This is a genomic window from Virgibacillus sp. 7505 (assembly GCF_002272135.1).
In the GTDB taxonomy this organism is placed as follows: Bacteria; Bacillota; Bacilli; order Bacillales; family Amphibacillaceae; genus Terribacillus.
In genome coordinates this window covers 15,676-39,329 of sequence record NZ_NPBF01000027.1, presented here as the reverse complement: position 1 = coordinate 39,329, position 23,654 = coordinate 15,676, and the positions used below count along the sequence as shown (strand labels likewise).

General features: G+C 43.7%; 29 protein-coding genes. 8 read left to right on the top strand and 21 right to left on the bottom strand.

Annotated features, from left to right (window positions below):
- Nucleotides 1-70: 70 nt before the first annotated feature.
- Nucleotides 71-295 carry a hypothetical protein gene (locus tag CHH91_RS12210; RefSeq protein WP_141234159.1) on the bottom strand — a complete coding sequence of 75 codons (225 nt, stop codon included), beginning with the start codon at nt 293-295 and terminating at the stop codon, nt 71-73.
- Between the two features lie 118 nt (nt 296-413).
- On the opposite strand from CHH91_RS12210, the gene CHH91_RS12205 reads away from it, so the two are divergent.
- The gene (locus CHH91_RS12205) at nt 414-1,274 is read left to right on the top strand and encodes a cation diffusion facilitator family transporter (RefSeq protein WP_095223734.1); all 861 of its coding nucleotides are present in this window, start codon (nt 414-416) and stop codon (nt 1,272-1,274) included.
- Between the two features lie 36 nt (nt 1,275-1,310).
- Here the strand turns inward: CHH91_RS12205 and map are convergent, their stop codons facing one another.
- The gene (gene map / locus CHH91_RS12200) at nt 1,311-2,066 is read right to left on the bottom strand and encodes a type I methionyl aminopeptidase (protein ID WP_095223733.1); all 756 of its coding nucleotides are present in this window, start codon (nt 2,064-2,066) and stop codon (nt 1,311-1,313) included.
- A gap of 97 nt (nt 2,067-2,163) precedes the next feature.
- Nucleotides 2,164-2,586, bottom strand: coding sequence for a phosphate-starvation-inducible protein PsiE (gene psiE / locus CHH91_RS12195; protein ID WP_095223732.1), 423 nt, complete (start codon nt 2,584-2,586; stop codon nt 2,164-2,166).
- 145 nt (nt 2,587-2,731) lie between these two features.
- On the opposite strand from psiE, the gene CHH91_RS12190 reads away from it, so the two are divergent.
- Nucleotides 2,732-3,454, top strand: coding sequence for an ABC transporter ATP-binding protein (locus tag CHH91_RS12190; RefSeq protein WP_095223847.1), 723 nt, complete (start codon nt 2,732-2,734; stop codon nt 3,452-3,454).
- A complete protein-coding gene (locus tag CHH91_RS12185) occupies nt 3,447-5,081 on the top strand; it encodes a putative ABC transporter permease subunit (RefSeq protein ID WP_095223731.1) in 1,635 nt (544 codons plus the stop codon). The genes CHH91_RS12190 and CHH91_RS12185 overlap by 8 nt, the downstream gene beginning before the upstream one ends.
- 45 nt (nt 5,082-5,126) lie before the next feature.
- Here the strand turns inward: CHH91_RS12185 and CHH91_RS12180 are convergent, their stop codons facing one another.
- From CHH91_RS12180 to CHH91_RS12165, 4 genes are all read right to left on the bottom strand, one after another.
- A complete protein-coding gene (locus CHH91_RS12180; RefSeq protein WP_095223730.1) occupies nt 5,127-5,255 on the bottom strand; it encodes a YjcZ family sporulation protein in 129 nt (42 codons plus the stop codon).
- Between the two features lie 79 nt (nt 5,256-5,334).
- Complete coding sequence (locus tag CHH91_RS12175; RefSeq protein WP_095223729.1) at nt 5,335-6,090, bottom strand: (S)-benzoin forming benzil reductase; 756 nt, start codon at nt 6,088-6,090, stop codon at nt 5,335-5,337.
- Entirely contained in the window at nt 6,087-6,614 is a 528-nt protein-coding gene (locus tag CHH91_RS12170; RefSeq protein ID WP_095223728.1) for a mismatch-specific DNA-glycosylase, read from the bottom strand. The genes CHH91_RS12175 and CHH91_RS12170 overlap by 4 nt, the downstream gene beginning before the upstream one ends.
- 80 nt (nt 6,615-6,694) lie before the next feature.
- Nucleotides 6,695-7,447 (bottom strand): C39 family peptidase, encoded by a 753-nt coding sequence (locus CHH91_RS12165; protein WP_095223727.1) that lies wholly within the window; start codon nt 7,445-7,447, stop codon nt 6,695-6,697.
- Nucleotides 7,448-7,582: 135 nt separating this feature from the next.
- On the opposite strand from CHH91_RS12165, the gene CHH91_RS20285 reads away from it, so the two are divergent.
- Nucleotides 7,583-7,717, top strand: coding sequence for a small, acid-soluble spore protein L (locus CHH91_RS20285; RefSeq protein ID WP_141234158.1), 135 nt, complete (start codon nt 7,583-7,585; stop codon nt 7,715-7,717).
- A gap of 29 nt (nt 7,718-7,746) precedes the next feature.
- On the opposite strand, the gene CHH91_RS12160 is transcribed toward CHH91_RS20285, so the two are convergent.
- The 4 genes from CHH91_RS12160 to CHH91_RS12145 all read right to left on the bottom strand — a co-directional run bounded on the left by CHH91_RS12160 (nt 7,747) and on the right by CHH91_RS12145 (nt 9,989).
- Complete coding sequence (locus tag CHH91_RS12160) at nt 7,747-8,406, bottom strand: class I SAM-dependent methyltransferase (RefSeq protein ID WP_095223726.1); 660 nt, start codon at nt 8,404-8,406, stop codon at nt 7,747-7,749.
- Nucleotides 8,407-8,564: 158 nt separating this feature from the next.
- Nucleotides 8,565-9,083 carry a GNAT family N-acetyltransferase gene (locus CHH91_RS12155; RefSeq protein WP_483372401.1) on the bottom strand — a complete coding sequence of 173 codons (519 nt, stop codon included), beginning with the start codon at nt 9,081-9,083 and terminating at the stop codon, nt 8,565-8,567.
- Between the two features lie 4 nt (nt 9,084-9,087).
- Nucleotides 9,088-9,648 carry a nucleotidyltransferase family protein gene (locus CHH91_RS12150; RefSeq protein ID WP_286160772.1) on the bottom strand — a complete coding sequence of 187 codons (561 nt, stop codon included), beginning with the start codon at nt 9,646-9,648 and terminating at the stop codon, nt 9,088-9,090.
- Between the two features lie 35 nt (nt 9,649-9,683).
- The gene (locus CHH91_RS12145; protein ID WP_095223723.1) at nt 9,684-9,989 is read right to left on the bottom strand and encodes an MGMT family protein; all 306 of its coding nucleotides are present in this window, start codon (nt 9,987-9,989) and stop codon (nt 9,684-9,686) included.
- A 168-nt stretch (nt 9,990-10,157) separates the two neighbouring features.
- On the opposite strand from CHH91_RS12145, the gene CHH91_RS12140 reads away from it, so the two are divergent.
- Nucleotides 10,158-10,523 (top strand): thiol-disulfide oxidoreductase DCC family protein, encoded by a 366-nt coding sequence (locus CHH91_RS12140; RefSeq protein ID WP_095223722.1) that lies wholly within the window; start codon nt 10,158-10,160, stop codon nt 10,521-10,523.
- A 29-nt stretch (nt 10,524-10,552) separates the two neighbouring features.
- Here CHH91_RS12140 and CHH91_RS12135 read toward each other — a convergent pair whose 3' ends face one another.
- Both CHH91_RS12135 and CHH91_RS12130 read right to left on the bottom strand, forming a co-directional pair.
- Nucleotides 10,553-11,962, bottom strand: a complete 1,410-nt coding sequence (locus tag CHH91_RS12135; RefSeq protein WP_095223721.1) for a SpoVR family protein — start codon at nt 11,960-11,962, stop codon at nt 10,553-10,555.
- A gap of 83 nt (nt 11,963-12,045) precedes the next feature.
- Complete coding sequence (locus tag CHH91_RS12130; RefSeq protein ID WP_095223720.1) at nt 12,046-13,413, bottom strand: dipeptidase; 1,368 nt, start codon at nt 13,411-13,413, stop codon at nt 12,046-12,048.
- 115 nt (nt 13,414-13,528) lie between these two features.
- Here CHH91_RS12130 and CHH91_RS12125 point away from each other — a divergent pair, with 115 nt between their 5' ends.
- On the top strand, nt 13,529-14,299 hold the full coding sequence (locus CHH91_RS12125; protein WP_095223719.1) for a type 1 glutamine amidotransferase domain-containing protein: 771 nt from the start codon (nt 13,529-13,531) through the stop codon (nt 14,297-14,299).
- Nucleotides 14,300-14,316: 17 nt separating this feature from the next.
- Here the strand turns inward: CHH91_RS12125 and CHH91_RS12120 are convergent, their stop codons facing one another.
- The 4 genes from CHH91_RS12120 to CHH91_RS12105 are packed head-to-tail and all read right to left on the bottom strand — an operon-like array spanning nt 14,317 to nt 17,503.
- Entirely contained in the window at nt 14,317-15,453 is a 1,137-nt protein-coding gene (locus tag CHH91_RS12120; protein WP_095223718.1) for a bifunctional cystathionine gamma-lyase/homocysteine desulfhydrase, read from the bottom strand.
- Nucleotides 15,450-16,376 carry a PLP-dependent cysteine synthase family protein gene (locus CHH91_RS12115; RefSeq protein ID WP_095223717.1) on the bottom strand — a complete coding sequence of 309 codons (927 nt, stop codon included), beginning with the start codon at nt 16,374-16,376 and terminating at the stop codon, nt 15,450-15,452. The genes CHH91_RS12120 and CHH91_RS12115 overlap by 4 nt, the downstream gene beginning before the upstream one ends.
- A 9-nt stretch (nt 16,377-16,385) precedes the next feature.
- Nucleotides 16,386-16,850 (bottom strand): S-ribosylhomocysteine lyase, encoded by a 465-nt coding sequence (locus CHH91_RS12110; protein WP_095223716.1) that lies wholly within the window; start codon nt 16,848-16,850, stop codon nt 16,386-16,388.
- A gap of 14 nt (nt 16,851-16,864) precedes the next feature.
- Nucleotides 16,865-17,503: a class I SAM-dependent DNA methyltransferase gene (locus tag CHH91_RS12105; protein WP_095223715.1), complete on the bottom strand. Its 639-nt coding sequence runs from the start codon at nt 17,501-17,503 to the stop codon at nt 16,865-16,867.
- A 218-nt stretch (nt 17,504-17,721) separates the two neighbouring features.
- Here CHH91_RS12105 and ltaE point away from each other — a divergent pair, with 218 nt between their 5' ends.
- Nucleotides 17,722-18,753: a low-specificity L-threonine aldolase gene (gene ltaE, locus CHH91_RS12100; RefSeq protein WP_095223714.1), complete on the top strand. Its 1,032-nt coding sequence runs from the start codon at nt 17,722-17,724 to the stop codon at nt 18,751-18,753.
- Nucleotides 18,754-18,782: 29 nt separating this feature from the next.
- Here the strand turns inward: ltaE and CHH91_RS12095 are convergent, their stop codons facing one another.
- Entirely contained in the window at nt 18,783-19,427 is a 645-nt protein-coding gene (locus CHH91_RS12095) for a YhcN/YlaJ family sporulation lipoprotein (RefSeq protein ID WP_095223713.1), read from the bottom strand.
- A 155-nt stretch (nt 19,428-19,582) separates the two neighbouring features.
- Here CHH91_RS12095 and CHH91_RS12090 point away from each other — a divergent pair, with 155 nt between their 5' ends.
- Entirely contained in the window at nt 19,583-19,819 is a 237-nt protein-coding gene (locus CHH91_RS12090) for a YhdB family protein (RefSeq protein ID WP_095223712.1), read from the top strand.
- Nucleotides 19,820-19,858: 39 nt separating this feature from the next.
- Here the strand turns inward: CHH91_RS12090 and CHH91_RS12085 are convergent, their stop codons facing one another.
- The 3 genes from CHH91_RS12085 to sigI all read right to left on the bottom strand — a co-directional run bounded on the left by CHH91_RS12085 (nt 19,859) and on the right by sigI (nt 23,541).
- Nucleotides 19,859-21,421 (bottom strand): bifunctional GNAT family N-acetyltransferase/carbon-nitrogen hydrolase family protein, encoded by a 1,563-nt coding sequence (locus CHH91_RS12085; protein ID WP_095223711.1) that lies wholly within the window; start codon nt 21,419-21,421, stop codon nt 19,859-19,861.
- A gap of 138 nt (nt 21,422-21,559) precedes the next feature.
- Nucleotides 21,560-22,810, bottom strand: a complete 1,251-nt coding sequence (locus CHH91_RS12080; RefSeq protein WP_095223710.1) for an anti-sigma-I factor RsgI family protein — start codon at nt 22,808-22,810, stop codon at nt 21,560-21,562.
- Complete coding sequence (sigI, locus tag CHH91_RS12075) at nt 22,810-23,541, bottom strand: RNA polymerase sigma-I factor (RefSeq protein ID WP_286160771.1); 732 nt, start codon at nt 23,539-23,541, stop codon at nt 22,810-22,812. Before sigI ends, CHH91_RS12080 begins: the two co-directional genes overlap by 1 nt.
- Nucleotides 23,542-23,654: the final 113 nt, after the last annotated feature.

The window sequence follows — 23,654 nt, the reverse complement described above, 5'->3', positions numbered from 1 at the left end:
ACAAACTACTTTCATTTTCTGCAAGACAGGAGTTTTTTATCCAACGAAAAAACCCCAGACGAATCTGGGATTAATTTGCCTGCTGCAGCAGGGCTTCTTGATCTGCATAAGTCCAGTAACAATTGCGCCAGCCTTGTTCTCGAGCCAGCTCCTCGAAGTTCTCTGCCTCGCTACCGTAGAAACGGATGATCGCTCGCTCTGGTGTATCTTCCTCGGGACCGATCACGATATCCAGTTCCTTGTAAAACCGTACCCCTTCCAAGCTGCCTTCAATAATGATCTTTTCCTGGCTCATTTTTTTCAACCCCTTCGTATAATGATGAATCAGAAGAATATAATGTACTATCTTGTACCCATTCTGGACATGCATTAACCGTTCCTGCTCCAGAATCAGATCGGAGGAAATTTTACATATGGGCCAGTATGATAATCTGAAAGCTGGTGAGAAAGGAGCTTTGCTCAGCATAGCTGCATATTTGCTGTTATCCTTTATCAAATTGCTTGTCGCCTATCTCGGTGATTCAGATGCCTTGCTTGCCGACGGGCTGAACAATACAACAGATGTCGTAGCCTCCGTTGCCGTATTAATCGGACTGCGCATCTCCCGCAAACCGCCTGACACTGACCATAGATACGGTCATTTCCGGGCAGAGACAATCGCATCTTTAGTTGCTGCCTTCATCATGATCACCGTTGGTCTTCATGTTTTGTTTGATACACTGGAGCGTTTAATGGAGCCGGATTATGTCCAGCCTGATATGCTGACAGGCTGGACTGCCTTAGGCGCAGCAATCGTTATGATGCTTGTATACCGTTACAATTCCACCTTGGCTAAACGAATCAAAAGCCCCGCACTTATGGCTGCTGCACAGGACAATCGATCAGACGGGTTGGTCAGTATAGGTGCTTTCGTAGGAATCTTCGGAGCTCAGTTCGGCTATTACTGGCTGGATCCTCTGGCAGGCTTCATCGTAGGAATACTGATCTGTAAGACAGCATGGGATATCTTTTATGATGCAACCTATTCCCTTACGGATGGATATGACGTGGACAGGTTATTAAAGATCCGTCATAGCATCCTCGAGGATAAAGATGTTTTGGAGGTTGTCGAAATCAAAGCTAGACTGCACGGTAATCAATCCCTCGTTGATGTCATCATCCGAGTCGACGCATCTCTCAATGTAAAAGAAAGCCATGCCATCACGGAAAGATTGGAAAGGCTCCTTATCAAGAAGCATGATATATTCCATACTTTCATCCATATCGAACCATAGAAAAAAAGCCTATACCAAGCTGGTATAGGCTTCACTTTATTCTTCGTCTTGATTTGTCAGGATGACTGGACCATCTTTTGTGATGACGATTGTATGTTCATATTGAGCGGATAAAGAACCGTCGACTGTACGAGCCGTCCAGTTATTATCATCCATTTGGCTGCCCCATTCACCGATATTAAGCATCGGTTCAATTGTGATGACCATACCTTCTTTCAAGCGTGGTCCTTTATTCGGCAACCCAAAGTGCGGGATATGCGGATCTTCGTGGATAGTAGGACCGATTCCATGTCCTGTGAAGTCCCGCACGACTGAAAAGCCTTCTGCTTCTGCGTATTCCTGGATTGCATGGCCGATATCACCGATTCTCGCGCCAGGCTGCGCTTTTTCAATTCCTTTGTACAAGGATTCTTTTGTTACTTCAAGTAATCGCTGTGCCGCTTCACTGATTTCACCGACTCCATAGGTCCAGGCAGAATCCGCTAAACCGCCATTTAAATTAACAACCATATCGATTGTTACGATATCGCCATTTTTCAATGGCTCGTTTCTTGGGAATCCGTGGCAAATTTCATCATTTATAGAAGCACAAGTTGCATATGCGTAGCCATTGTAGCCCTTCTGCTCGGCTGTTGCGCCATGCTTGGCCAAATACCCTTCTACGAATTGATCAATTTCCATTGTTGTAATGCCCGGCTTGATCATGTTACGGATTTCTTTATGAATATCAGCAAGCAGCTGTCCAGCTGCTCGCATCATTTCTATTTCACGCTCACTTTTGCGATTAATCATATATTTCTCTTCCTTTCTGACGACAAAGCTTACTTTTCCACTATAGAGTGTATCATATTATGCCAAAACGTTTAAATCGTTACGCTGCTTATCTTATTCAATCCAACCGTTCATTGTCCTTCATATTGGAATGACTGGCAATCAGCAAAGCGAAGACAAGCAGGACTATCGCCAACGCATACAGAAGGATTGTAAGAGGATTTTCATGGTCAATGATAATCAGCCGAATGATTGCTGTAATCCCTATGTAGATAAAATAGCGGAGCGGAAAATGGTAGTCATGTGTGAAGTACTTGATGATCAAACTGATGAACTCAAAATAAAGGAAATAAACGATGATGCCTTCCGCCAGATAAAAGTAGCTTACCTCTTCATTGCGTATTAGCAGTACATCGAAGATGAATACTGTTTTCTTCAGAAGGAAGACGACAAGTATCATTGCTAGGATGGTCAAGGTAATATTCAATACTGTTTGGAGAAATACGGCAATAAATGCCGTTTTCTTTTGCAGATTCCGCATTTTTACTACCTCCTATGCTTGTCTTAAATATACTAGTAAGAGCGACATGTTATGCGGAGGGATATAGCCTTTTTTTATGGCAGATAATCTTGAATATTTGGCAAGGAAAGCCCAGAATGGAAGTAATAGACAAGGAGGTCCTGCAGTGATACAAATCGACCATGTACATAAGCAATATGGAAATAAGAAAGCTGTGAGCGATGTCAGTCTGATAGTCCCAAGCGGCAAAATATTCGGTTTTCTAGGGCCAAATGGTGCTGGTAAATCGACAACGATCAAAATGGTTACCGGTGTCTTGCCGGTTGATTCAGGGACCATCACCATTAATGGGAAGAACATCACTTCGGATACAATTGCTGCGAAGCAGGAATTCGGCTACGTCCCGGATAGCCCAGATTTATTTTTGCGGTTAAAGGGATTGGACTACCTCCATTTCTTAAGTGATATTTATGGGATTGCCGCGGATGTTAGAGAGGCTAGAATTGAGGAATACAGCAAGATGTTCAGCATCTATGAAGCACTAGGAGATCAAATCAAGACTTATTCGCATGGAATGCGGCAGAAGCTTTTTATAACCGGCATGCTTGTGCAGCAGCCCTCTGTCTGGATTCTGGATGAGCCAATGACAGGCTTGGATCCCAAATCCTCTTATCAACTGAAGGAACTAATGCGAAATCACGCAGCGAATGGCAACACTGTCTTTTTCTCCTCTCATGTGCTAGAAGTGGTGGAACAGCTTTGTGACGAAGTGGCCATCATACGGAAGGGTGAGCTTCTTTTCCAAGGTACTCTAACGGAAATGCGGGAAAGATTCCAATCCGATGAAAGCTTGGAGCATATCTTCTTGGAGCTGACTCAGGATGTATAGGCCGATCCTCTCCCTCGTCCGTATCCAGCTGAAGATGCAGTATGCCAACGTATTCAAGAAACCAAGTGTAGTTATCGGATTAGTATTTGGGATGATTGGATTACTTTTTATCGGCATGATATTCGGCGGGTATATGCTGCAGATCATTGAGATGATGTACAGCTTGCTGGAACCGTCAGGCAATACCGAGGCCATTTTAGGCTCCTTATTCTTGATGAATTTCTTTCTCATTTTCATCTTATCGTTCATGCTGATCATGAATACGTTCTATTTCACGGAGGATATTTCGTCATTCCTTCATCTGCCGGTCCACTCTTATCAGCTGCTTATCGCCAAGTCGATGAATCCGCTGATTTATGCATATTTGCTTACAGCTGCCATGTATTTCCCTGTCAGCATTTACTATGGCATATTAAGCAGTGCTGGCTTTATGTATTATGTCTTTGTCCTGATTCTTTTCTTCCTGATGCCAACCATACCTTATGCATTAGCGGCAGCTGTAGTAATGTTCGCCATGCAGTTTGTCAATAAAGGGAAGAACAAGGATAGAAGTAAGGTCATCGGTGGTATTATCGGATTTATTTTGCTCATCTTACTGAATATAGTCCTGCGCTTACAGCAGGATCCTGAACAAATCGCACAAGTGATAGCTGATAATGCCGAAAAAGGCGGACTGCTGCAGATGGCAACAATGTACTACCCGCCTGCTTCACTGATGTCACATATACTTACAACTGCAGGAGGCTGGGAAAGCCTGCTTTACTTAGTCATCGTGATGTTGCTTGCAATTGCCGCGGGGCTTCTCTTCTTTGCAGCTGCGCAGAAATTCTACTTGAAGGGTGCATTAGGCCTTAATACTGGTTCGGGTAAAGTATTCAGCGGCAAAGGTCTAGCTCGCAAACCGAAGTCAATAATCAGTGCATATCGTTCAAAAGAAATACAAACCATTTTCCGAACGCCGACATTCTTCCTGCAATGTGTCGCTGGAGCTTTTGTAATGCCTGCACTACTGGTTGTGATTTTCCTCATGGGGGATTTTGCTTCTGCCACAACCATGTTGGAAGGAATCAGCGGCAGCATGTTATTTGTGGTCATCCTTTTCGCGAACGTCTTTTCAGTCGGGCTGAATCCGATCAGCATCGTAAGCTTCTCAAAAGACGGGCAAAGCTGGGAAGCACATCTCTTCCTGCCATTAACCATGAGACAGATTGTCATTGCCAAACTGCAAGCTGCGTTCCTTATTAATTTACTCCCGCTCACCGTTTTATTTGTGATCGCTGTACCCGTGATACAGATGAATGTATGGGAAGCATTGATATGGGTGGTTATAGCTTTGTTAGTTAATGCCGCAGTTACTGTCGTCGGAATGGTCAGCGACTTACTTTATCCAAAACTCGGCTGGACGGAAGAGACAGAGCTATTTCAAAATAGGCTGGCAACTCTAATCTCCATCGTAATAACAGCGGGGGCATTCGTTTTCCTTTTTGCTCTGCTGCTCATACTGAAAATGTCTATGCTTGTTTCATTCATTGTTACAGTGCTGTACATCAGTGTGGTTATCGTTTTCCTATTATATTTAGTCAGCAGGCTGCTGAAAACTGCTGACCGAGCAACTCTCTCCAGATAAAAAGAAGCTTTGCACGATATTGTGCAAAGCTTCTTCATTTATAAATTAATAGTGGCAGCCGTAGCCATAGCCATAATCGCAGCCACCTACATAGGATGAACCGACAATAATCAAAAGGATGAATAACACAACCAAAAATGCGAAGCCGAAGCCTCCCTCATTACCTTTAGACATTTTACTTCCTCCTTTTCCTACAGGATACTGCATTGTATGTGCAGAACCCAGAAAGGAGCGGGCGCATACCTATTCCATCTTACACATAATCCTTCACTGCATAACGTTTCCCATTTTCAATTTCATTTCCGGTCAGAATTTCGGCCAATACACCTGCAACAAACATTGGATCCCTAAGCGACTTGTTCGTCACATAATCCTTGAACTTCTGAACATCCTGGAATTGTTCTGGTTCGCTCGAACGTATATCTGCCTGCATATCCGTATCCATGATACCGGGATTGTAAGCAATAGCGATATTACCAGTATCAGCTTCGGCCTCTTCAAGAGCGACAGTTTCCGTGTAGCGGTTCAAACCAGCTTTTGATGTGCTATAGGCGCTCCAGCCATGCACAGAACGTTCCGCTGCACCAGAAGTGACATTCACGATGATAAGCGGGATATTATACTTTTTAGCATATTTGAGGAAAATTGAGCAAGCCAGCATTGGTGCAGTCAAATTAATTGCCATATGAGCTTCCCACTCCTGCAGACTGTATGCATCAGCAGTTGCAATCGGACCGACCACACCTGCATTGTTGACTAAATAAACAGTATCGTCGGCTTTTGTGAAAATGTCTTCTGCTAATTCCTCGAAAACGTTCGCACACGCCGCTGTATCCTGTAAATCACCATAGCGGTACGTATAACCAGCATTATCCTTTCCTTCAAAGGAAGGAAGATCATCACTATCCTTTCTTGCAACTCCTATTACTTGAATGCCTTTATCCATTAGTTGCTTGGCAATTGCTTCCCCCAATCCGCGGGAAGCCCCTGTTACTACTGCTGTTTTCATTTTTTCTCCTCCAATTCCCGTAGTATAGCTGGGATTTCTGCATAGATACTGACGATTTCTTTTATCGGCATTCGCACCAATCCGCTCGATGACGGAGCCACAAATTCTGTAACATCTTGCGTCACCGAAGCTTCCTGAATACCCCAGCCAGTCTGTTTTACCTTGCTGTATTGCTGGTAAACGCCTTTGCCGACAAAACATGCCACCTGCGGTCGGTAATAAGCTAGTTTTTCCCGGAGCATCTTCGCTCCTTCTATGTATTCTTCCTTGGTTATATCTGCTGCAGCCTTGGTTGGTCTGGCTACTATATTCGTAAAACCTATTCCCTTACCCAGCAGATCCTGATCTTCAAAGGGTTCACATTTTCTCTCTGTAATGCCAGCTTGATATAAAATATTCCAGAATCGGTTATTGCGATTTGCATAGTGATGACCGGTTTCGCTTGAGCGTACACTTGGATTGAAGCCGATGAACAAAAGCCGCAGTCCTTTTTTAATGTGATCCGGTATTGGTTCAAGTTCCATTTCAGCACCTCCGCTCTTCCTCCATTGTAGCTTGAGGGACCTCAAGACGCAAAAAAAGCACAGTTTGACTGTGCTTTCCCTTAGTTATTGATATAAATCGCCTGACTGCCAAGCTGCTCCCAAGCCTTCTCGAAATTCTCGCGATCCACTTCCTGGTCTTTCTGGCCATATGGGTTATTGATGAACACAGTGTCTTCTGTATAACCTGTAACTGCGACGCTATGGACACTGTAAGTTACGTCAACTGCTCCATTTGGTGTGTCCCATGTTTGTATATCATTAACCGGAGCAAGAGTCGCAGTTGTGATGATCCAAACCGGATTGCCATTATCCAAAGGTTGATAAATAGCCTCTTCGACTGATTTACCAGTCATGTCAACTGCCTTATCACCTGCTACTTGTTTCGCTACATCCATGACTGGTCCATGATAAACACCAAGTCCTGGCCCATTCCGCATGTCTCCGACGAATCCCTCATTTGGATCGCCATGCAGACCGTTGTCATAATTCAGAGGTACGTTTTCAATTTGATCGGCCAAGTCATTCTTTGTTACATCATATTCTGCATACTGCAGGACCATCGCTAAACTCGTTACCTCACAGCCATTATATAGCCGTGGTGCGTCCATTTGGTTAAGAAGCGGCACATCCAAGGGCCCGTCCTCAACCGCTGATAACTGCAGCACATCTTCTTTGTGCGCAATCTCTGTTTTCCTCGTTGCAGTATCTGATTCCGCGCGTATTTCATCCGAACGGTTCTGGTAAGTCAAAATAGCAAATATAAGAGCCAGGGCTGCCAAACTCACTAAGATGATAACATATTTATTTTTCATTTTTTCTCTCCTGTTGAATAGCTAGTTGAAAGGCATGATACTAATTATAAAGTAGCCCAGCTTACTATGACAATATACATCAATCTTTTAATAAAAATAAGGACAAATGCCATACTAACCAGGAGGTGATTGGAAATGAGCAGAAAAAAAAGCCAGTATGAAAAAGCAGCTACCAGTGTAAACAGACAAGGACTATCAGAAGACGCAGCAAATCAGGAACCGAAAAGCCAGCTGGAGCAGCGCGCTAAAAAAAAGAACACGAAAATATAAGAAATCCAGCCTCACTTGAGGCTGGATTTTCATTTTTTCCGTGCTACGACGAACCAAAGCTGGGCATCCTGTTCTGCACCTGCTTTAAAATCCACTCGCTGTTTATGAAGTGTCATCTCGACAACTTGATAGTCATCATCAAGCAGCGCATACAATTCTTCTTCCTGGAAGAAATGCGCAATCCGGTCATGCACGAGGAATGTATCCTTTTCCATCTCCACTCCAGAACCATATAGCTTCTCATCTCTTGCTGACAGGCAAGAGAAAATCAATAATCCATCCTTGCGCAGCAATGATGTGAAATGATCAAGCAGTTGTTCACGCTCTTCTTCTGTGTACATATGAAGGATACTCGATAGATAAATGCCGTCAAATCTCTCTGTCGAAGGAAACGGCAAATTTAAATAGTCTCCTACGAAATGATTTACATTGGCTAATCCAACTGCCTTAGCATGGCTGCTGGCACGCTCGATAGCCACTTCTGATATGTCACACGCTGTCACTTCAAATGCATATTCCCCAAAGAAGTTGCTATTCCTTCCATATCCGCATCCTGGTACGAATAACTGCTTCGCCTGATCCGCAGCAAAATATGGATAAGCCATGACAGCTGATGGTGTTGCTTCCGTTCCCCAAATGTCCCCTGCTTCAAAACGACTATTCCAATATGTTTGTAACATCATACTCATAGCGCCATTTCCCCCAGCATAGAGTTATATATACTTTTGGTAAATTATTTTACAAAGAATTTACTATGCATAGTGTAACATGTTTGGACAAGGATGAAAGGGTTATTTCTAAAAAAGATTGTAAAGAAATACTTATTATAATTTGTGCATTTCTTCACTTATTCCCACTCTTCTCGCAGCAGTCCCATACGAATGGAATCATAATATTCTCCATTATAATATCTGCATTTTCTCATACGGGCTTCCATCGTCATACCAAGCTTTTCTCCGAGCCGCACCATCCGTTTATTTCCTGACCAAGTTGTATAACCTACCCTAACAATCGGCATCGCCTTGAATAAATGTGATATCCATTGCCGGAGGGCCTCTGTCCCGTAACCTCCATTCCAATAGGCAGGATCATAGATTGTGATGCCCATCTCCAGCCATCTGGAAGGTTTATGTTCCCAGTAATAACTTACTGTTCCAATGATAGCTCCATCTGTTTCAATCACCCATTGGTCTGGAGAATCTTCATCAAAGCGATAGCTAGCCAAGAATTCTTCCTTCGGCACGTGAACCAAAGGAAAATAAGGTGCGTCCCACTTTTTCCAAACTGGCTCCTTTTCTCCATATTTCAGCTTCCATAACACAGGTCCGTCCTCTTCTTTAGGCGGTCTGATTTTCAGATCAATCACCCTGTCATTCCTCCATTCGAACATGCGGCCACAGCCGCTGCCAGTTTTTCTGTTTTATTCTTTTCAGATAGATAGGATAATAGCTTGCGGCCTTCACGTATAATGGAGTCGGCGCAATACGGCAAGCCAGTAAATCATCCACTCCATATGGCGCAAGCAAACGTAGCTTCTCTCCCTCAAAAGTTACACCAATACTGGTAGCTGTTTCCGGATAGCATTCAATAGCATGCTCCGTATCCCGAAAAGCAGGCATCCTATTGACTTTATGCATTCTGGCCTGGTTTTTCACGGACCATGGTATATCAGGTATCCTCTTCCGCAGCATATTTTCGTATCTTTTTTCTGTTGCTTTCTTTGTATCGGAAGCATCAAAATACACAACATCAACATCCGGAAGCGGAGTTCTTCGAGTATACCCATGTTGGACATCCCAAACCTTTGATCGGACAAATCCGGCGCTTATACAGAAATCAGGGAGGTGTAGCATTGCTGCTGCGCTGAGCACTTCCATCATCCATTTGTCTTGTTTGATTGCTTTTAGTATATCTTCTTCTGTTTTAAGCATCAGACACATTCCTTTTTAGCTATTCAGCGTGTATCTTATTTAGGCTCATACCGGTGCACCTTCAAATCGATACGTCCATTCAAGATCTCCAGCCCTTCTTCATACAATCTCTCCAGCTGTTCGTTTCGTGTCTCTTCATCTTGAATTTTCAGTTTTCCATCGGCACTGATGACGCGATGCCACGGAAGATCATGTTTTCGGCTCATGCTATGTAATATTCTTGATACTTGCCTCGCTCCTCGTGCTTTACCGGCTGCGGCACCGATTTGCCCATAGGTCATGACCTTTCCTTCTGGTATTGATCTAATGATTTGAATCACTTTTTCGGTGAAGGGATCCATCACATACCCTCCTTTTTTAGAACTATCTGACAATTAGTATAGCAAACTTCCAGTCGCTGTGAAATTTATATGAAAATATGATAGACTCGTTCTAAATAGTCTAGCAGATCAACTTCTGTTTAACATCATGCTGGACGGGCTATGTAGTAAACGAGAGGAGAATGTGTGATGAAGCATATTGTATTTTTTGACGCAAGCTGCCCACTTTGTTCAACTGCAAAGCAAGTTATCCAAAAATTGGATTGGCTGGATAACGTGAAATGGATCCCGGTACAAAATATCGAGAATTACGAGCGTTTCCGTTTCCTTGCCAAAGGTGATGTGTACGACCGAATTCATATGATGTCTTTCAAAGGTGATATCTACAAAGGACATGAAACTGTCAAGAAGGTATTGACACTGCTGCCAGTTACCGCAGTATTAGGATGGATCCTGCATCTTCCATTCCTTAACCCCTATTTGGAATCCCTATATAAATGGGTATCCGATAACCGCCATGACTGGTTTGGCACAAAACAATTAAAAGCAATTTAAAAAAGAAGGGGCAGCTGCCCCTTCTTCTTTTATAGGTATTTCTTTAGAACTCGTTTCCCTTCATAGCTGAATAACACATGTTTTCCCTCAATATACGTTTCCATATGGACGAATCGACCCCATAGCTGATAAAAGTACGGCAATGTCCGCTCCAGATAAGTCAAATCCAATTCGACACCTTCATAATGATGCTTCAGATACAGCTCACCATTAGACATATAATCGCCGTCTGTTACGGTCAAATAAGGAAAACCTCCGTTTACCCGCATCGTAATCAGCTGATCGCGGACCGCTTCCCAGTCTTTGTCTGTGATTTTATATTCATTTCCTTGCTTCTGGAACAAGTACATATCTTCCCGGTGCACAAGGTCTTTTGTCAGGTAATTTCGCAGGAAGGATATATCCGATTCTATTTCCCGGACCTCGAACATTTTTTCCCTTCCGGAGCCTGGCTTCACGCCATACCGTTTCATCTCTTCGGTCGGATTGTCAAACCGGTCTTCGATATCTTCAAAAATCTTAATACCAAGATAATAGGGATTGATTTGTGATGGAGACGGCTGCACGACACCAGCGTTGAGTTTTGCATACTCGATTGCTTCATCACTCGTCAAATCCATTTCTCGGAGAATACGAGCATGCCAGTACGAAGCCCAGCCTTCATTCATGATCTTTGTCTCAAGCTGGGGCCAGAAATACAGCATTTCCTCCCGCATCATTGTCAGTATATCCCGCTGCCAGTCTTCTAAGGTCCGGCTGTATTCCTCTATAAATAGAAGAATATCTTTTTCCGGACGAGGCGGGAATGCTTTTCGTTTCCTTTCTTTCTTATCTTTTGACTTTCCGCGATCAACAAACCAAAGATCATCATATTCCGTCGACTTTTCCGGACTTTCATCTGTCTCATCGTCATCAATATCCCAGCCGAGCTTCGGCCGCAGCAAGGATGGATCAATATGCTCCTGAATTGCCAGCACAGCATCGAGGAAATCCTCGACTTCCTTCTTGCCGAATTCTTTTTCATATGCAGCTATCCGTTCTGCTGTAGCTGCCATACTATCGACCATGTTACGGTTTGTATTTTGGAATCGAACATTATTTTTAAAGAAATCACAATGCGCAAGCACATGAGCCACAATCAATTTATTCTGAACAAGACTATTGGAATTTAACAAGAAGGCATAACAAGGATTGCTATTGATTACAAGCTCATAAATCTTGCTCAAACCAAGGTCATATTGCAGCTTCATTTTATGAAATTGCTTCCCGAAGCTCCAATGTGTGAATCTTGTCGGCATACCATAAGCACCGAATGTATAAATGATGTCAGCAGGACAAATTTCATAGCGCATCGGGTAGAAATCAAGGCCAAAGCCCTTTGCGATTTCCGTTATTTCCCCAATAGCCCTTTCCAATGCATGTGTATCGGATTGCAGCACGGGCTTTCTCCCCTTTGTACGTAATAGTACTCATACATATGCTGATAAGACAGAAAAAAGACACCCTTTCGGATGTCTTTTTTTCACTCGCTTGCTTTTTGATAGTAATAAACCAGCGTCTCCATTCCTTTATCAAAACTTTCCAGCGGGAAGCTTTCATTCGGGGAATGCAATCTGTCCTCAGGTGTTCCGAAACCAAGCAGAACCACTGGCATTTGATAAACCGTATCAATCCATTCGACAACCGGAATCGATCCTCCCATACGAACGAAGACAGTTTCCTTACCGAAGGCCTGTGTCAGACTTTCCGCTGCTTTTTGGATCAGCGGATGATTCGGATCGACTTTGTATGCTTTTGCTTTGAAAGGTTCCGGTCTCACTTCCACACGAACGCCAGCAGGTGCATGTTTTTCGATGTGTGCCGTGATTTTCTCCACGATATCCACTGGATCCTGTCCAGGTACGAGACGGCTGGTGATCTTCGCTGTTGCCTCAGCCGGGATGATTGTTTTCGTACCTTCCCCTTGGTAACCACCATACATACCGTTGATTTCCAAGGTTGGACGAGCCATTGTATGTTCCTTGGCAGTGTAACCTTTTTCGGAAACTGCTTCAGGCACACCGACTGTCTGAACAAAGTCTTCACCTGGTGCTTGCGCAATCAGTTTACGCTCTTCTTCAGGCAATTCCTCTACACCATCATAAAAACCTTCTACTTGAACGACTTCTTCTTCATCCTTCAAGGAACTTAGGATATGCGCCAATGCCTGAAGTGGATTACGGACAGCACCACCATACATACCGGAATGCAGATCGCGATCTGGTCCATACACAGAGAATTCAAGCGCAGCTGCACCTTTCAAGCCATATAGCATAGTCGGCTGGCCTGCTTCGACCATCCCGGAATCGCTGATGATAGCGAAATCGGCTTGGAATTGCTCTGTCTGCTCATGCAGTACAGCATGCAGATTCGTACTTCCGATTTCTTCTTCTCCTTCGATACATACTTTTACATTGATCGGCAGCGCGCCTTCTGTTTTCATGAATGCTTCGAATACTGCCAGGTGCATGAATACCTGACCTTTATCATCACTCACGCCTCGTGCATAGATCCGTCCGTTGCGTTCTGTCGGCTCGAATGGCTCGCTGTCCCAAAGCGGAAGCGGATCTGCCGGCTGCACATCATAATGTCCGTAGAAAAGTGCAGTCGGTTTATCCGGACCTGCACCAAGCCATTCACCCGTTACGATTGGATGACGCTCTGTTTCTTGGATGGTCACTTTATCGAAGCCGATTTCTTTCAAATACTCAGCCGTAAAGGCGGCTGTCTTTGCAACATCTTCCTTGTATGCACTATCTGTGCTGATACTGGGAATCCGAAGATATGTATAAAGCTTCTCCAGCAATTTCTCCCGATTTTCCTGTAAATAAGCGACAACTTGATTCGTCATTTGCGCCACCCTTTCCTTTTCTTACTAGTGTAGCATAAATCGGCTGATTCTTGTTTAGCTTGTACCTGCTGGTGGAAACTAAATAGAAATACACAGTCACGTCAGGAGGAGAACAATGGGTAATGTATTGATTATCGCAACGAATCACGACAGCCTGAAACAGACACCCCACACAACAGGACTCTGGTTCAGTGAACTGACGAATTTTTACGATAAACTAAAGACGCGTCATGTCATGACGGTTGTCAGTCCAAAGGGCGGAAATATACCAATAGATCATCGCAGTCTTACAGGGCTGTTCAAAAGCCATAAGCTGCGGAAGTATTACCGGGCTCCGGGGTTTAGGAGATTATTGGAGAACAGCCTGTCCCCGAAAGAAGTGAATGCGGCCGATTATGATGCCATTTATTTCACTGGAGGTCACGGGACAATGTGGGACTTCCCTGAAAATAAGGAGCTGCAGCAGTTGACTAGGGAAATCTATGAAAACGGAGGAATTGTTGCCGCCGTTTGTCACGGCCCTGCTGCATTGCTGAATGTGAAGCTGTCTGACGGGACTTACTTATTGCAAGATAAGACAGTCACTGGTTATTCCGACCGCGAAGAAACTGCTAGCCTGAATAAACACGAAATTCCTTATAGCTTGGAAGAGCAGCTTAAAATACGTGCACTTACCTACCACAAATCAAAAGTGCCTTTCAAAGGACATGTAGAAGCAGACGACAGACTGATCACCGGGCAGAATCCAGCCAGTGTCAAAGATGTAGCGAAAGCAGTCATCAAGCGAATTGAACAAAAAGATTTTGAAGAAAATCCTCGTTCTTTCCGCGCTGTGCTGCGAATTCCAGAGGAAGAACAAATTTTAAGAAGAAAGCCAGCTCCGTAAACGGAGCTGGCTTTTTATCAATCTTCCATTGCTTGCTTCAAGTCTTCGATCAAATCTTCACTATCCTCGATACCAACACTGATTCGGATCAAACCATCCGTAATACCCAATTCTGCTCTGCGCTCCTGTGGAATGGATGCATGCGTCATTTTAGCAGGAAGGGATATGAGGCTTTCGACTGCTCCGAGGCTTTCTGCCAAGACGAAATATTTCGTTTTACGCAGTACTTGATCTGCTTTTTCACCACTGCCGACATCAAAGGATATCATACCGCCAAAGCCCTCTGCTTGGCTTGCAGCAATATCGTGTCCTTTATGCTCAGGCAGACCAGGGTAATAAATCGTACTCACTCCTGGATGAGCTTTCAGGAAGTCGACTAGCTTAACACTATTTTTCTCTATAGCTTCCATGCGGATACCAAGTGTCTTGATTCCGCGAAGAAGCAGCCAGCTGTCTTGCGGTCCAAGAACAGCACCAGCAGAGTTCTGGATAAAGTGCAGCTCATCAGCAAGTTTGTCATCATTTACGACAACGAGCCCTGACACGACATCGCTATGACCGCCAATATATTTCGTTGCACTGTGAAGTACGATATCTGCTCCCAAATCAAGCGGATTCTGCCAATAAGGTGTTGCGAACGTATTATCGACAATCAGCAGAACGTCATGTTTCTTCGCGATTTCCGCCATCTTTTTGATATCAGTAATTTTCAATAATGGATTGGTCGGTGTCTCGACATAAATGGCTTTTGTTTCTGGTTTGATTGCCTGCTCAACCTCTTCCGGCGAACTGGTATCTACAAATGTGTGCCCAAGCTGATAGCGATTCAGTACTTTTGTCGCTAAACGGTAGCTTCCGCCATACACATCGTCAGTCATGACAACATGGCTGCCTGCTTCAAAAAGCATCATCACAGAAGTGATGGCCGCCATACCGGAACTGAATGCAAAGCCTCTTTTACCATTTTCCAAAGCTGCAATTGTTTCTTCCAATGCATGCCTTGTCGGATTCCCTGTACGGGAATATTCATAGCCTGTGTGTTCACCAGGTCCTGGCTGTTTGTACGTACTTACCTGGTAAATAGGCACACTAACTGCGCCCGTTTTTTCGTCCGATGTAATTCCACCGTGAATCATTTTTGTTTTCCGTCTCATCGTAATCCTCCTTGGTAGATCTGCTGGCTGAGGTAGCGCTCACTGCTGTCAGGGAAGATGGTCACAATCGTCGTCCCTGGCTTAGCATGCTCTGCTTCTTTAAGTGCTGCAGTGAAAGCAGATCCGGAAGAACTGCCGACAAGCAGCCCTTCTTTGGCAGCCAACTCTTTTACGTAATAAAATGCATCATCATCTGAAATCGTATGAATTGCATCAAAATATGCTGTATCCATATAATCAGGTAAAAACTCCATGCCTATACCTTCTGTACGGTGTGATCCTGGAGCACCTCCGTTCAGGATCGAACCCTCCGGCTCAACAATGACTGTCTTCACTTCAGGATTCTGATCCTTCAAGTAACGCGCTGTACCCATGAACGTTCCGCCTGTGCCGCCACCAGCTACAAAGATATCCACTTTACCTTCAAGGTCACGCCATATTTCCGGACCTAGCGTCTTATAGTAAGTCTCCGGGTTAGCAGGGTTAGCAAATTGCTGCGGGCAATAGCTGTCAGGGATTTCATCCAGCAGCTCTTTCGCCTTTTTAATTGCTCCTGTCATCCCTTCGGATGTTGGTGTATTGATTACCTTTGCCCCAAGCGCCCGCATCAGCTCCTGTTTTTCCTGGCTGAATTTCTCTGGTACGCAGAAGATTACGGAAACCCTGCGTTTCAAGGCAGCCAGTGCAATACCAATACCGGTATTACCCGCTGTCGGTTCAATGATCGTACCGTTTTCCTTCAGTTTCCCTGTCCGAAACGCCTCATCGATCAAATTGACACCAAGCCGATCCTTCACACTGCCACCAGGGTTATAAAACTCCAGTTTCGCAAATAAACGAACTCCCTCCGGAAGAGAAAAGTTCGTTATTTGTACAATAGGTGTATTTCCAATCAGTTCGTGTACTGAATTGTAAACAGCCATTTTCTCCCTCTATTCAGCGAAAACTTGACGCCATTCATCTTTTTTGGAAAGCATTTCTTTCGCGATCTCCTGTGCACCCTCAAGACTATGGTTAGCTGCCCAGCCGCATTGCACTTCATTGCAAGCAGGCACTTCTGTTGCATCGAGCACATCTTGCAATGTTTTTTCCAAAGCGACGAGGATGTCGTCATAGCTGTCATTATTCAAAATGGAAACATAGAAACCTGTTTGGCAGCCCATTGGACCGATATCAAGGATATTGTCGATATTATTGCGGATATTCTCAGCCATTAAATGCTCCAAGGAATGCAGACCTGGCATTTCCATATACTCTTTGTTAGGTTGCTTGAAGCGGATATCGTATTTGTATACTTTGTCTTGTGCTCCCTCTGTTGTGCCGACTAAGCGGACATATGGTGCAGCAACTTTAGTATGATCAAGGTTGAAGCTTTCTACGTTCATTTTCTTTGTCATGATTGTCTCTCCCCTTACGCTTTTTCTGCTGTGATCAAATAGACGAAGCGGTTCATTTGCTTAAATGTAACATGAAATCCGTGCGTTTGGAAAATGTTACGAAGCACTTGCATCGTCGTATAATATTCGGTTGTTAAATCCTGGACAAGTCTGTCATATCCCTTATCCTTTTCTTCCTGAATAAGCTGAGCACGACCTTCTTCACTTGAGAATACCGTATCAGCAAATATTACTTTTCCGCCTGCTGGAAGCAGCTGTGCATATTTCGAAATTGCCTGCTCCTTCTCCTCATCTGTCAGATGATGGAATGCCCACGTACTTACGATGGCAGAAACCTCATGTTCAGGCTGCGGAAAGGAAAGAAAATCACCGTCTACTATCTGAAGCTGCGGGAATTTCCGGGATGCATGCTCGCGCATCTCTTTGGAAGGTTCAATTCCAGTTACATTCAAACCTTTAGCTAACAGCTTTTCAGAAAGGTTGCCTGTTCCGACACCGAACTCCAGTGTGTTTCCTTCTGCAGCATCCGCGACAGTTTGCAGGATTTCATTGTATTTATCAAACACTTCTTTATATTGTGGATCCTGGCCAGTAACCGTATCATCATACGTCTCTGCCCATTCATCGAACATATCGATAAATTCGCGGCCCATTTCATCACCTCAAGTGTAATATCTCAGATATCCAAGTAAACTAATAAGGATTATCATGTTTATGACAGAAGAATACCATAGTACCTCAGTTTATTCAATGAAAAGATACGATGCCAGTCATAAATTCCACTTTTTAGGAATACAAAGTCAACAACTATAAAAATAGTGGAAAAGTTACAAATTCATACTATATAATAAGATGGAGAGGAGTGGTCGTCATGATCGATCTGCGTAGTGATACGGTCACCAAGCCATCAGAAGCAATGCGAAAAGCTGCTTATGATGCAGAAGTCGGAGATGATGTCTATGGAGAGGATCCAGCTGTAAATGAGCTAGAGGAAACGGTTGCCGATTTACTTGGAAAGGAAGCCGCACTATTCGTGCCGAGCGGTACTCAGGGGAATCAAATCGCAGTACTTTCTCATTGCAACCCTGGTAATGAAATCATCTTGGAAGAGGAATCCCATATTTTTCTCTATGAAGGAGCTGCTACATCCATTTTTGCAGGAGTGCAGACACGTACACTGAAAGGGGAACGCGGGGCGATATGTCCGGAGGGATTAGCTGCTGCTATCCGCAAGGACGATATCCATTTTCCGGAAACAGGCTTGATTTGTCTGGAGAATACGCATAACAAAGCAGGCGGAGCCGTCATCCCGATCGAGAATATGATGGTGATTGCCCAAATAGCCCGTGAACATCGAATTCCGATTCACTTGGATGGCGCACGTTTGTTCAATGCATCCGTCGCTTCCGGTATTAGTGTGGCAAAATATGCGCAGCTGACCGATACTGTCCAGGTTTGTTTGTCCAAAGGCTTAGGAGCGCCTGTCGGTTCTGTTCTGGCAGGATCTGCAGTGTTCATTGCTAAAGCTAAAAAATGGAGAAAACGTCTTGGAGGCGGCATGCGCCAAGCTGGCATATTAGCAGCACCTGGCCTTGTTGCCCTGCGTGAAAATGTGGAACGTCTCGCAGACGACCACGAGAATGCTAAGCTATTGGCAAATGGCCTAGCTGAAATTGACGGTATTGAAATCATGAATAAGGTTGAAACGAATATCGTACTTGCAGATGTGCAAGGTACCGGTATGACAGCAGATGCTTATGTGCAGCTGCTCAAGGAACAGCAAGTATTGGCAAATGCTTTCGGTCCTTACAGTGTTCGTTTTGTCACACATTATGACGTTGGTAAAGGTGCGATTAAGAAAGCTTTGGCAGTTGCTTCATCTCTTTCGAAACAGCCAAATTAAAAAGAGGCTCCCGTATGGGAGCCTCTTTTTTATCTTTCGTTATTAGGGAACACACGATTTAGCATATTGCCGAATTCTAAGAAGAAGCCTTTTACTGGCTGACCTTCATCAATTTTGTTGTTGTAGTCTTCTGCCATTCCCAAAAAGTCTGGATCTGCGGATACATATACATTATCGATATCTTCATCGACTGATTTAACTGCTTTTTCCACATCTTTTTTCATCTTATCTGTTACTTCATTATTGTCGTTATTACCAGTAGCTGTGTTGCCCATTCCGTTGTTGCCTGTGTTACCGTTATTTTCGTTATTTCCATCGTTTCCGTTGTTACCGTTGTTACCGTTATTGTTATCGTCCTTCATATCGACAGCTACATAAGCATTGTTATCTGTTGTAAATACATACGCTCTATCTACACCTTCAACTTCTTCCACTTTTCTTGCTACGTCATCTGCAACCTGGTAACGCGGCTGTTGGTCATCACCATTTTTCTGGCGATCATCCCCATCTCTTGTATTGTCAGTATTACGGTCGACTAAATTATTGTCCGTATTATTGAATCTAGTCGGTTCTACATTACCCATGCCAGTGTCATTGTTATTATCGTCATTCTGACAAGCTGTAAGCGTAATCGCAGCAAGGGCAGCCATGCTGATTAACTTCCATTTTTTCATTGGTGTTTCCTCCTTTGATTTGCCATACTGCGCTTAGTATGTACGGATTTTTTCACCCTATACAAAGGAGGCAACAGTGCTGCTTATATCTGCCAGCAATGTTCCTGCTCATTGGAGAGATACTATCTATACCCTGACAGGAAGGGGATAGCGCAATGAAAGTCCAGGATTACGAAAAAGCACTGCTATTTACAATTTGGGGTCAATGGGATGATCTGCTTGTCCTCATGGTACGCACGAAGGATGATCTGCTTTCCAAGCGGATTGAAATCTTTCTGCATGCCTTTCATTATCCCTCCGAACAGCACGCTGTCGTGAAATCACATGAAGAGCTGATTCAATATATCGATCACGCGTTAGGTCATACAACCCTATATGCTTTGGACATGTAAAATAGACTCGAGCATTGCGCTCGAGTCTTATTTAATGAATCACTGATCATCCGGCGTTTCGCTCTCCAGATTCTTAAACCTTAATTCGAAGAGATCTTTGCGGCGATCATGCAAATGACGTACTGTACCAGTCTTCCGCTGGCGCTGCAATATCTCCAAATCAACATCGCCAACAACAACTGTCTCAATATTCGGCGGACATTCTCCAACAATTCCATCACGCGCAAATTCAAAATCAGAAGGTGTGAAAATTCCAGACTGTGCATATTGAATATCCATATTTTCTACTTGAGTCAAATTGCCAACCGTTCCTGCGATGACAGTATACACTTGGTTTTCGACTGCACGCGCCTGTGCACAGTAGCGAACTCGCAAGTAGCCTTGCCGATCATCCGTACAGAATGGTACAAAAATGATATTCGCACCTTGATCCACTGCATAGCGTGCAAGCTCTGGAAATTCGATATCATAGCAAATTTGGATTGCAATTCGGCCGCAATCTGTATCAAATACTTTTACTGTGTCCCCAGGCTGGATTCCCCACCATTTTCTCTCATTCGGTGTAACATGTATTTTATATTGCTTCTCAATTGTGCCATCCCGGCGGAAAAGATAGGCAATATTATATATATGCTCGTCCTCTTCCACAAAGTGCGAGCCTCCGACAATATTGACATTGTAGCGGACAGCCAGACTAGTGAATAGCTCGATATACTGCTCCGTAAATTCAGATAGTTTACGGACTGCTTTAGAAGGAACTTTTTCTTCAAGGAAGCTCATGAGCTGGGTTGTGAAGATTTCGGGGAATACAGCAAAGTCAGATCCAAAATCATAGGCGACGTCAACATAATATTCGACTTGCCTTGCAAACTCCTCAAACGATTCGATTTGCTTCATCATATATTGAATAACCGTGATTCGCACCGGATAAGACGTTTTGAAATGACGTTTCGTTTTTGCATGATATTCAATGTTATTCCACTCCATTAAGGTAGCGAAAGTTGCGGATTGCTTGTCATCAGGCAAATAGTCACGATTAATCCGCATCACGCGAAATCCGTTCATCATTTGGAAAGTAAGTACGGGATCATAGATATTCTGTGATTCCACTTCCTCCACATACTCCCGTGGTGTCATTTCATCTTTGTACTTATGATAATTTGGGATTCTTCCGCCGATGATGATGCTTTTCAAATTCATCTCTGCGGCCAGTTCCCTCCTCGCTTCATAAAGGCGCTTCCCAATCTTCATGCCACGATAATCCGGATGCACCATGACCTCAATGCCATACAAATTGAAACCATCCGGGTTATGGTTTGTGATATATCCTTCATCCGTGATGTCATCCCACGTATGTCGATCATCGTATTCATCAAAATTGACTATCAAACTGGAACAACTGCCAATGATCTTACCGTCAACTTCCACACAGAATTGGCCTTCTGGGAATATATCGATATGACTTTTCAAATGGCTTTTTTTCCACGGCTCCATGCCTGGGAAGCACACTTTCTGCATGTCCAGGATTTGATCAATATCTGCTTCCGTAATATTACGTAAAACAACCTTTTTCTCAAACTGCGACAAATCAAGTTCAGACATAGTAGGTATCCTCTCTATTCAGCAAAGTTCACTATTGTTTTTACCCTTCCTGATATACATGTAGTCCTATTATGAGCTAAAAGCCTGTCTAAAATCGATACTTCCCGGCACAGATTACCTATTTCATCCTAAAAAGGTTTAGTTGTCGTCATGATTTCCATGTCTTTCATCATCACGTGAATCTCTTTTATCATTATTATCTCGTTCATTTCCTTGCTCTCTCGCAGATGAATGTTTAGATTCTTCGGATTTATTTCGATTATCTTTTTCATTTTCTTTTTGTCTATTCGACTCTTCTTTTTCCATCTGCTTTTCTTTCGCTTTGGATTCCTTCTGAGCTTCCCTCAACTGCTTCTCAGCTTCTTTTGCTCGCTTTTTTTCATCCTTGGATGGCTTAGCTGCTTCTTTTGCTTTTTCTTTATCTTCCTTCATTGCTTCTCTTGGACGCACAGCTTCTTCGTTCTTTTTTTGTTCACTTACTGCTTTTAGCGGTTTGGCTTCTGCCTGTTCCGCCTTTGCTTTCGCTATATTTGCTTGTTGATCCGCTTTCTCCCTCTTTTCAGCGGATTCTGCCACAGCATGTGCAGACTGTGAATCAGGGTCCTCACTTGTCTGAAGGGAAGTCTCTTCTGCTTCTGCTCCATCTTCTTCCACATCATTTTTATAAAAATCTTTAATAATAGCTGAATCTGATTGTGTAAGAGCAGGTACAGACTTAGATGAGTCTTCATCCAGGATGGACTCTGCCATAATTTCATTCATGGATTTTTGCTCGTCCTGGGCTGTTTCACGTACCTTATCAGGTACTTGGTAGGAAGCAATATGTAATGTATCGTTGAAACCAATGATCGATCCTTCTAAAATATTGGTCAGCTGCTTGTCCTCTTGCTTAGTGTCAATATAATTCACACCAATAATAATACTTTCCGAGTCAGCTAAAAGACCTAAGTCACTCGATATTCGCAAAATACTGGCCGCGACCGTCTTAACATCCTCACCTTGCCAATCATCCAGATTAGCTAGGACTGTTTTCGCATCTTCGTTCAAAGCTGCCACAGAGACGACATCCATACGATTATTCACTTTCAATTCAATGCTCGGATTGAAATCCAAACTGACGTAAGCGTATGCTTTATTGCCGTTGTACCAGGAATAAACCGGGAATAATGCCAGAACAAATACAAGCACCAGTACAGCAACCCGCATGAAATTTTTCATGGAAGGTGTCCAATGCCTAATTCTTGTTCTCCGAACCAGTTCCTGTGCACTAAATTCGACTTCTTGCCCGATCTCTGCCTGCCCTTGCGCGTTGATTTCCAGGAATGTGCCTTCACTGGTCAACACAATCGTGCTCCGGCGGCTCTGTTTCACGACGACTCCTCTCTTCACTAACTCACCCCCTTCATGTAGTCCTTCAGGTAGATATAATCCTCGCTCAGTATAACGAAAATAGCGAGAATATACTTCCTGTTCCTTTCCAGCGTCTTCTTACTAACTGTTACCTTTTCGACAAGCTGCTTAATCGGGATTTTCTTTTTTCTTATCACATAATCCCGCAACTCATGATCTTGATGAAGAATCTTAGCAGCTTCGATGGCCGATTCCCTCGCATCACGGTGCTTTGGCGCTACACGGATCAGCTCCTGAAAGGATAGCTTGTATTCCTTCAATTTCCTATCATACTCCTCGATTTCAGCACGACGATACCATGCTTCCGTTTCCTGATTATAAGCTGTCTGGGCAGCTTCAGCTTCCCGCGGATTCTCGCTGTCATCTTCATACAGCTCATCGAGCGAAGCAGCCGGAAGGCGGATCCGTTCATGTCTGATATAGTCGATCGTCTTTCGTTTTATCACAAGCTTGGCAAACGAAAGGAACGAGCTTCCTTTGTCATCTGCATATGCAAGCATCGCTTCATTGAAAGCAGAAAGGCCAATGCTGAATTCTTCATCCTTGGTAGGATCGATAAATCTGCGGCATACCTCGGAAACAGATTTCGCAATAAAAGGCTGATAGCTCTCAATCAGCTGATTTTGCATATCGGTATTCCCGGCCTGCACTTGTTTGATTTGTTCTTCTAATTTTCCGCGGTTAGGATCATTAGACTGGCGTAGATACAAGACCTATCACCTCCAGCCTTCTATATTTTTCGTAACATAATTGTAATTTTCGGGTGTAACATGCTAATTTCATTTGTAAATTTCGTATAAGTTCATTCGTAATTTTTTTATAT